7 protein-coding genes and 1 pseudogene are annotated in these 8283 nt (G+C 72.0%); 6 read left to right on the forward strand and 2 right to left on the reverse strand.

The genetic code is table 11. The annotated features are described in order from the left end of the window. The 3 genes from B4E30_RS08040 to B4E30_RS08050 all read left to right on the forward strand — a co-directional run. Positions 1-423 (forward strand): aldo/keto reductase (locus B4E30_RS08040; protein ID WP_286794589.1); only part of this gene is annotated, 423 nt, incomplete at its 5' end. Between the two features lie 107 nt (positions 424-530). Beyond that, on the forward strand, positions 531-1319 hold the full coding sequence (locus B4E30_RS08045) for a PP2C family protein-serine/threonine phosphatase (RefSeq protein ID WP_286794591.1): 789 nt from the start codon (positions 531-533) through the stop codon (positions 1317-1319). Positions 1320-1385: 66 nt separating this feature from the next. Beyond that, positions 1386-4223 (forward strand): FtsK/SpoIIIE domain-containing protein, encoded by a 2838-nt coding sequence (locus B4E30_RS08050; protein ID WP_286794593.1) that lies wholly within the window; start codon positions 1386-1388, stop codon positions 4221-4223. A 3-nt stretch (positions 4224-4226) separates the two neighbouring features. On the opposite strand, the gene B4E30_RS08055 is transcribed toward B4E30_RS08050, so the two are convergent. Then, positions 4227-5216 (reverse strand): asparaginase, encoded by a 990-nt coding sequence (locus B4E30_RS08055; RefSeq protein ID WP_286794595.1) that lies wholly within the window; start codon positions 5214-5216, stop codon positions 4227-4229. Positions 5217-5270: 54 nt separating this feature from the next. Here B4E30_RS08055 and B4E30_RS08060 point away from each other — a divergent pair, with 54 nt between their 5' ends. After that, the gene (locus B4E30_RS08060; protein WP_286794597.1) at positions 5271-5744 is read left to right on the forward strand and encodes an OsmC family protein; all 474 of its coding nucleotides are present in this window, start codon (positions 5271-5273) and stop codon (positions 5742-5744) included. Between the two features lie 12 nt (positions 5745-5756). On the opposite strand, the gene B4E30_RS08065 is transcribed toward B4E30_RS08060, so the two are convergent. After that, positions 5757-6545 (reverse strand): lysophospholipid acyltransferase family protein, encoded by a 789-nt coding sequence (locus B4E30_RS08065; protein WP_414683196.1) that lies wholly within the window; start codon positions 6543-6545, stop codon positions 5757-5759. Positions 6546-6701: 156 nt separating this feature from the next. Here B4E30_RS08065 and B4E30_RS08070 point away from each other — a divergent pair, with 156 nt between their 5' ends. Further along, positions 6702-7661 carry an FKBP-type peptidyl-prolyl cis-trans isomerase gene (locus B4E30_RS08070; RefSeq protein WP_286794599.1) on the forward strand — a complete coding sequence of 320 codons (960 nt, stop codon included), beginning with the start codon at positions 6702-6704 and terminating at the stop codon, positions 7659-7661. 32 nt (positions 7662-7693) lie between these two features. Then, positions 7694-8283 (forward strand): annotated as a pseudogene (locus tag B4E30_RS08075) (1-deoxy-D-xylulose-5-phosphate reductoisomerase); the annotation flags it as partial.

Here is an 8283-nt window from a genome sequence, read left to right on the forward strand (position 1 = left end):
TACAGCCTGCTCGCGCGAGCGGCCGAGCGCGAGGTCCTTCCGGCCGTTCGCCGGTTCGGGCTCGGATTCCTTCCGTACTTCCCCCTGCACAACGGACTCCTCACCGGGAAGTTCACGCGCTCCCACGCCCCGGAGGACACGCGGATCTCTCGCCAGCGCTCCCACGTGTGGGAGCAGGCCCCGTGGGATGCGCTGGAGCAGTTCTCCGCCTTCTGCGACCATCGCGGCATCACGATGCTGCAGGCGACGATAGGATGGCTGCTCTCGCACGACGAGCTCTCCAGCGTGATCGCCGGCGCCACCAGCGGTGACCAGGTGCGGGCGAACGCCGCCGCGGCCACCGCCTGGAAGCCCGACGCCCACGAGGTCGCGGAGATCGACGCCCTGTTCCCGCTGCCCGAGGATCCCGGCGCCAAGGTCTGACGCGCCGAGCCGAGCCGGGAGGCGGCCGGGGCCACGTCCATTAGGCTGTGAGCACGCGGCAGGTCCTCGTGCCCTGCCGACAAGACCGTTCGAGGGAGAGTCAGGGCGTGCCCGACGTATCGACCCACACGCGTTCCGTCGCAACGGCGGCGGGAACGTGGTCGTTGGCGTGGGCGGCGACCACCCACACGGGCCGCCGACGAGAGATCAATCAGGATGCGGTGCTCGCCTCGTATCCGCTCTTCGTCGTCGCCGACGGAATGGGTGGCCATATCGGCGGCGAGATCGCCAGCTCCCGCACCGTGGAGCGGCTCTCGGGCACGGTGGAGGGCGGCTCGGTCACTCCTCGCACGATCGAGAAGGCGCTGGCCAAGGCGGTCCGCGACATCGCATCGCATCCCAAGGCCACCGACGAGGGCACCGGGACGACGGTGACGGGCGTCTATCTGGATGTCTCCGGCGACGAACCGCACTGGGTGACGCTCAACATCGGCGACAGCCGCGTGTACCTCCTGCGCGACGGTGCACTCGCGCAGATCACGACGGATCACTCCGTCGTGCAGGAGCTGATCTCCTCCGGTCGCCTGAGCCCCGAGGAAGCGGAGAATCATCCCTACGGGAACGTGATCACCCGCGCCGTGGGCCCGAGTGACGGCGTGACACCGGACTACGTGCGGCTCGAGCTCGTCGACGGCGATCGATTCGTGATCTGTTCCGACGGGCTCACCAAGGAGCTCACCGACTACGGCATCCAGCACTTCCTGGGGGAGAACGCCGACCCGGCTGCCGCCGTCGACGCGATGCTCGACGCGGCGCTCGAGAACGGCGGACGCGACAACATCACGATCATCGTGCTCGATGTCGCGGCCGAAGATCCCTCCCCGGCGGTGCACTGACCCCCTCCCGTCCACAGGCCGGCCGCTGCGACGCCCGCCCGTCCGCCTCGGCGGATGGAATGAGGTGTGCGAAATCCCCGACCCGCCGTCGACGACCCGCCCGCTCCTGATCTCCGGTACGACGCGGGTGAGCTTGTCCTCCCCGCACCACCGGCCCCGGCGCGCCGCAGCGGCATCCCGATTCTCGCTGCGCTGGCGCCGATGGCCGGGGCGGTGATGATCTGGGCCGTCACCGGGCACGTGCTGGCGCTGTGGCTCGCCGCCCTCGGCCCGGTGATCGCGGTCGCGTCGCTGCTCGATACCCGGCGTGCGGCCCGTCGCGAGCATCGTCGCGCCGCGGCGACGTCGGCCGCGGCCCGCCGCACGGTGCGAGAGCGCCTCCGCGACCGTCACGACGCCGAGCGGCGCGCGATGCGGCAGCGACATCCCGATGCACGCGCGCTCCTCGACGACGACGCCGAGATCTGGCGGCGCTCGGTCGTCCGCGACAACTCCCTGGTGGTCGGTCGTGGTGAGCGGGAGAGCGGTCAGCGGGTCACCGGCGGCGGTGACGCTCCCGAAGACGCGGCATTGCGCGCAGACGCGGGTCGCCTCACGGACGCGCCGGTCGTCGTCCCGCTCGAGGGCGGCGTCGCCGTCTCGGGGCCGCGAATGCTCGCGGCCGCTGCGACTCGCGCGCTCGCCCTGCAGCTCGTCCTCGGTATCGAACCGGGGCGGCTGCGTGTCGTGTCCGGTCCCGGGGCCGAACACGCGTGGGCGCAGCAGCTGCCGCACGTGCGCGACGCTCCGACGGTGATGTGTCTGCTCGAACCGGGTGACGTGGCCCACCCGTCGGCGACGTTCGTGCTCGCGCGGGTGGACGAGTCGGCGCCGCCGCCCCCGGAGTGCACCGTGCGCATGACCGTGACCTCGCCGACGGCTGCGATCGTCGACGACGGCATCTCGCGTCGCGACGTCGCGCCGGAGATGTTCGATCCCCGCCAGTGCGCCGCGGCGGCATCGATCCTCGCCGCGCGGGCGGCTCGGATGCGCGGCGACGACGAGGAGGCGATCGTGTCGCTCGGCGACCTTCTCGCCTTGCAGCCTGCGGGCGATGCGGGTCCGCTCACCGCCCGGTTCGCCGCGGCGGCCGGCGTCGTCGTGCCGATCGACCTCGTCGACGACGGTCCGCACGCCGTCGTGGCGGGCATGACCGGATCCGGCAAGAGCGAGTTGCTGGTGTCGTGGGTGCTGGCGCTGTGTGCGAGCCACTCCACGGACCAGGTCGTCTTCCTGCTGGCGGACTTCAAGGGCGGAACCGCGTTCGACGCGCTCGCGCGGATCCCCCACGTGACGGGGGTGATCACCGATCTCGACGGTGACGGTGCGGAGCGGGCCATTCAGAGTCTGCGTGCGGAGATCCGGATGCGCGAGCGCGCACTGACGGCGATCGGCGCACGGGACGTCGCGGACCCGCGAGTCCGTCTGCCTCGCCTGGTCATCGTGGTCGACGAGTTCGCGGCGCTGCTGGGCGAGCATCCGGAGCTGCACACGGTGTTCACCGACGTCGCAGCGCGCGGTCGTGCGCTCGGCATGCACCTCGTCCTCGGCACGCAACGCATCGCCGGGGTGGTGAGAGACGCCCTGCTGGCGAACTGTCCGCTGCGCGTGAGCCTGCGTGTCGCCGATCGGGGTGACAGCAGGGCCGTCGTCGGCACCGAAGACGCCGCCCTGCTGCCCGGCGGGCGCGACGGCGCGGGCGTGGCGATCGTGCGACGTGCGTCGGACGCGGAGCCCCAGCGCGTGCGCATCGGTCTGAGCGACGAAGGGCTGCTCGATCGGGTCTGCGCTCGAGGCGCCGAGACCGGTCCCGCCCCGCGCCCGATATGGCATCCGACGCTGCCGGAGCGCATCGACATCTCCGACCCGCGGCTGAGTGCGGGCGAAGCCGGTCGGCCCGCGTCCGACCTCACGCTGGGTCTCGCCGACCTTCCCGCCGAGCAGGACCAGCGCCGCGTCGGCGTTCTCGTGGCCGATCGCTCCCTGCTCGTGGTCGGCCGTGCGGGCTCGGGTCGCTCCTGCGCCGCAGCGCTGATCGCCGCGCAGGCACCGGGCGGCTCGGTGTGGATCCCGGCGGATCTCGAGCACGGGTGGGATCAGCTCGTCGGCTGCGCCGAGCGACCGCCGGCCGCTGGGACGGCGATCGTGCTCGACGACGTCGACACCCTGCTCGCGCGCCTTCCCGCCGACCATGCCGCGGCGGCGCTCTCGCTGCTCGAAGCGATCGTGAGAGACGCGGGACACGGGGGATACCTCGTCGTTCTCACCGCGCGTCGGCTCTCCGGGCCGCTCGCACGGGTGGCCGAGACGGTCTCGCGGCGATTGGTGCTCGCCACCCCGGGGCGCGCGGAGCATATCGCCGTCGGCGGCGCTGCATCGGGATTCGACCCCAGCGCACCTCCCGGCCGCGGCACCCTCGACGGAGTCCTCGTCCAGACCGCGATCGTGCCCCCTCCCGGGGAGCCCGCCCGGGTGGAGCCCGACCTCTGGCGACCGCCGCGAGGTCTGACGGGGGTGGTGATCGCGCCGGGGCCCCGCGCACGGTCGCTCGTCTCGGCGTGGCAGGCGGGCGGCGCCACGGTGCGGATGGTCGACGAGGCCGACGACGTGGGCGGCGACGGCTCGCGCACGGTGCTGGTGGGAGACCCCGAGCTGTGGCAGCGGAACTGGCGGACGCTCACGCGCATCCGCCTCGAGCACGACCTGCTGATCGACGCCGCGTGCGGTGCGGCCTACCGCATGCTGACCGGTGATCGCGATCTTCCGCCCCCGTGCGACTCGCGAGGAGCGCGCGCCTGGCTCGTCCGCGGTGGCGCAGCCCCCCGGCGAGTGAGTCTCGCGGCGGAGCAGTCCGACCGTGACTGATCCTCAGAAGACGGGACGGATCCGGCCCACCTCGACGCCACCACCGGTCACCCGCAGCGGCAGCTCCGCGAGCAGCGCGGAGACGTCCGCCTCCGCCAGGGCTCCGGCGCGCTCGAGCAGACGCGCCGCGACCGCGGTCGCCGCACGTCCGCTGCCGTCGAGGATCTTCGCGGCGACGGTGGTGCCGTCGGGGGCGACCATGACCATCACGCCTTCGGCGCCGCCCTTGGCGAACACCCCCAGGCGGGAGATGGCCAGCGTGTCCGGTCGCGAGGGGCCGTCGATCGTCCACGGGTTGTCCTTCACGGCGCGCACCAGCGCCCCCGCGCTGCGATGGAGCGCGAAGGGCGAGCGCTCGGACGACGTGCCGATGCGGTGGATCGCCTTCGCGAGCGCCGCGAGGCTCATCGCGAACACCGGCGCACCGCATCCGTCGGTCGCCGTCGTCGTCACCCGTTGCCCGGTCAGGCGTTCGGTCACCTCGCGGATCTGCACCTGGAGCGGATGCTCGGGGTGCAGATACGTCTCGATCGGCCAGCCGTTCGTGGTGCACGCCAGGAGCATGGCGGCGTGCTTGCCGGAGCAGTTCATCCGCACGCCTGCCGGCGCGGCCCCGGCGCGGACCATCGCGTCCCGCGCCGGGCCGTCTCCCGGCCACGCGGGCGGGCACCGCAAGGCGGAGTCATCGAGGCCGGCGGCGTCGAGGATGTCCCGCACGACGGCGACATGCCGATCGGTGCCGGAGTGGCTGGCCGTGGCCATGCCGAGTCGCTCGCCCTCGAGGGGAGTGCCGGCGGCGAGCATCGCCAGCGCCTGCACCGGCTTGAGCGACGAACGAGGAAGGATCGGCGCTTCGGTGTCGCCCAGCGTCGTCGACGCGCCGCCGTCGGGGGACAGCACGATCGCGGACCCGACGTGGCGGGACTCGATGAACCCGCTGCGTTCGACGACGGCGAGGGGGACGGCGCTGCTGGCGGCGAAGGTCTCCGGCACGGGACCAGCCTAACGTCCGGCCGTGCGCGAGGCCGGTCGTGTCAGACTGGCCCCATGCCCGGCGAACACTCCTACGCGTTGCGCGCGACCTGGACCGGTGACCGCGGAAGCGGCACGAGCGGATACCGCGACTACGACCGCTCCGTGACCCTCGAGGTCGAGGGCAAGCCGGCGCTGCTCGGCTCGGCCGATGCCCCGTTCCGCGGCGACCCGGCACGGTGGAACCCCGAGGACATGCTCCTGGCATCCCTCGCGCAGTGCCACCTGCTGTCCTACCTCCACGCGTGTGTGACCACGGGAGTGGTCGTCACCGCGTACCACGACGACGCGACCGCGACCCTCGTGCTCGACGGCACGGGCGGCGGCGCCTTCCGTGAGGTCGTGCTTCACCCCGTCGTCACGGTCGCCGAGGAGGGGATGGTGGATGCCGCGTACGCGGCGCACCGTCAGGCGAATGCGTGGTGCTTCATCGCGAACTCCGTCAACTTCCCGGTGCGTCACGAGGCGACCGTGCGCGTGGCGGCCTGAGCTGCCGCGCGCTCACACGCGCTCGTGCGGCAGCGCCTGCCTGATCTTCTCGATCGGCCCGTGGGCGGGCAGCTCGTTGTAGGCGCCGGCGAGCTCCTGCTCCGAGAGGGCCTGGATGGCGCTCATGATGTCGTCCGTGGCCCCGCGGCGAGCGCGACCCGACGACGCGGCACCGTGATGCGAGAGATCGATCGGCTCACCGAATCGCACGGTGACACGTTCGCGCAGCGACGGCATCTTCGCGCCCACGGGCATGACGCGGTCTGTGCCGATGAGGCCGACCGGCACCACGGGGGCGCCCGTCTGGAGAGCGAGGAAGGCGACGCCGGTACGTCCCTTGTAGAGACGCCCGTCGAGGGATCGAGTCCCCTCGGGGTACAGTGCGACGGCGCTGCCCTGATCCAGCAGAAGACGCTGCTGGTCGAGGGCGTCCAGCGCCGCCTGCCCGGCACCCCGCGTGACGGGGATCGCGCCGATCGAGAGGAAGAACTGCTTCGACAGCCACCCCTTCATCCCGGGCCCGTCGAAGTAGCTCGCCTTGGCGAGGAAGTGCACCGGCCGCGGAGCGGCGACGGGGATCGCGATGCTGTCGATGAAGGACAGGTGGTTGCTGGCGAAGATCACCGGACCCTGCCGGGGGACGTGATGCCGGCCCTCGACCCGCGGACGGTACAGCAGCCGACCGAGCGGGGTCACCACCATGCGGCCGAACGCATAGGTCGCGCCCATGCGGCGCACGCCCTCCGGCGTGCGCTCGTCGTCGTTGCCGGTGTTCTCGGAATCGGGGGTTTCCGCAGACATCACCCGACGAGGCTATCGCGGATCGCATGCCCGGCACGTTATGCTTCCGGGCGCGTGGAGCCGGGCGGGTCTCGGCCCGCCGGTCGACCGATCCCGGCCCGGGCGACGGGGCTCTCAGCCCGATCAAAGAGATCGTGGGGCAGGATGGGGGCGACCGTGTCTGTCCACCGTCTCGAGGTCTTCGTGCGCAATCGCTCCCTGTTCGCCGTCTCCGCCGTCGCCGCTGCGGCGATCCTGCTCGCCGGATGCGGCTCATCCGACCCCGAACCGGACGCGTCCGCCGATGCGCTCTGCGCCGCGGCGGCCCCCTCAGGGTCGGCTTCCGAAGCCGTCACCGTCGAGGGCGAGACGGGCGAGGAGTCCACCGCGACGTTCGAGTTCCCGCTCGAGGTCGGCGAGCTTCAGAGCTCCGTGGTGACCGAGGGCGAGGGAGACCCCGTGGAATCCGGCGACCTCGTGTCCTATGCGCTCACCGCGTACAGCGCCGAGACCGGCGAGGAGCTGGGAACGCTCGGGTACGAGGGCGCGGAGATCCTTCCCGCACAGATCTCCGCCGACAACCCGATCGGTCAGATCGTCGGGTGCGCGACCCCCGGCACGCGCGTGGTCGCGGCCTTCCCCGCGAGCGACACGAACGGTGCCGAGGTCTACGTCTTCGATCTGCTGAGCGTCGTTCCCGACGCCGCGTGGGGCGAGGAGCAGGAGCCCGTCGAAGGCATGCCGGACGTGACCCTCGACGACGACGGCGCCCCCACGGTGACCATCCCCGACGCTGAGGCGCCGACGGAGGTCGAGATCGCCGAGTTGAAGGTCGGTGACGGTGCGACGGTCGAGTCCGGCGACACGGTGCTCGTGCACTATGCAGGTGTGAAGTGGTCCGACGGCGAGGTCTTCGATTCCAGCTGGGATCGCGACACCCCCGCCACCTTCACCACCACCGGTGTCGTGGCCGGTTTCCAGCAGGCGCTGGAAGGGCAGACCGTCGGTTCGCAGGTGCTCGTGGTCATCCCGCCGGAATTCGGGTACGGAGACAGCGAGGGAAACGAGCTGCAGGACGAGACGCTCGTGTTCGTCGTGGACATCCTGGGCACGCAGCACGCCGTCGCGGCCGAGTGACCCCACGCGTGCGGCGTCGGTAGTCTGACCGCATGCGGCGCGTCATCGTTCTCGGTTCCACCGGCTCCATCGGCACCCAGGCGCTCGAGGTCATCCGCGCGAACCCGCGTCGTTTCGACGTCGTCGGTCTGTCGGCTCATTCCTCGCGCGATGCGCTCTCCGCCCAGGCGGAGGCGTTCGGCGTGGAGCACACGGCGCTCGGGGCGGAGGAGGCCGCCCAGCTGGTGCACGACGTCGAGGCCGACGTCGTGCTCAACGGCATCACCGGTTCGGTGGGGCTGGGGCCCACGCTCGCGACCCTGGCCACCGGCACGACGCTGGCCTTGGCGAACAAGGAGTCGCTGATCGTCGGCGGGGATCTGGTGCGTCGTGCGGCGCGCCCCGGACAGATCGTCCCGGTCGACTCGGAGCACTCGGCCATCGCGCAGGCCCTGCGAAGCGGTGAGAGGGCCGAGGTGCGCAGGCTCGTCCTCACCGCGTCGGGAGGTCCCTTCCGCGGGCGCTCGCGCAGCGACATGGCGACCGTCACTCCGCGTGAGGCGCTCGCGCATCCGACCTGGGACATGGGCAGGGTCGTGACGACCAATTCCGCCACGCTGGTGAACAAGGGCCTGGAGGTCAT

The organism is Microbacterium sp. UBA3394, assembly GCF_002358725.1.
Taxonomy (GTDB): Bacteria; Actinomycetota; Actinomycetes; order Actinomycetales; family Microbacteriaceae; genus Microbacterium; species Microbacterium luteum.

Coding starts and splice junctions, on each gene's coding strand:
- B4E30_RS08060 (WP_286794597.1), top strand. CDS start 5,271: ATGCCCGGCGAACACTCCTACGCGTTGCGCGCGACCTGGACCGGTGAC.
- B4E30_RS08065 (WP_414683196.1), bottom strand. CDS start 6,545: ATGTCTGCGGAAACCCCCGATTCCGAGAACACCGGCAACGACGACGAG.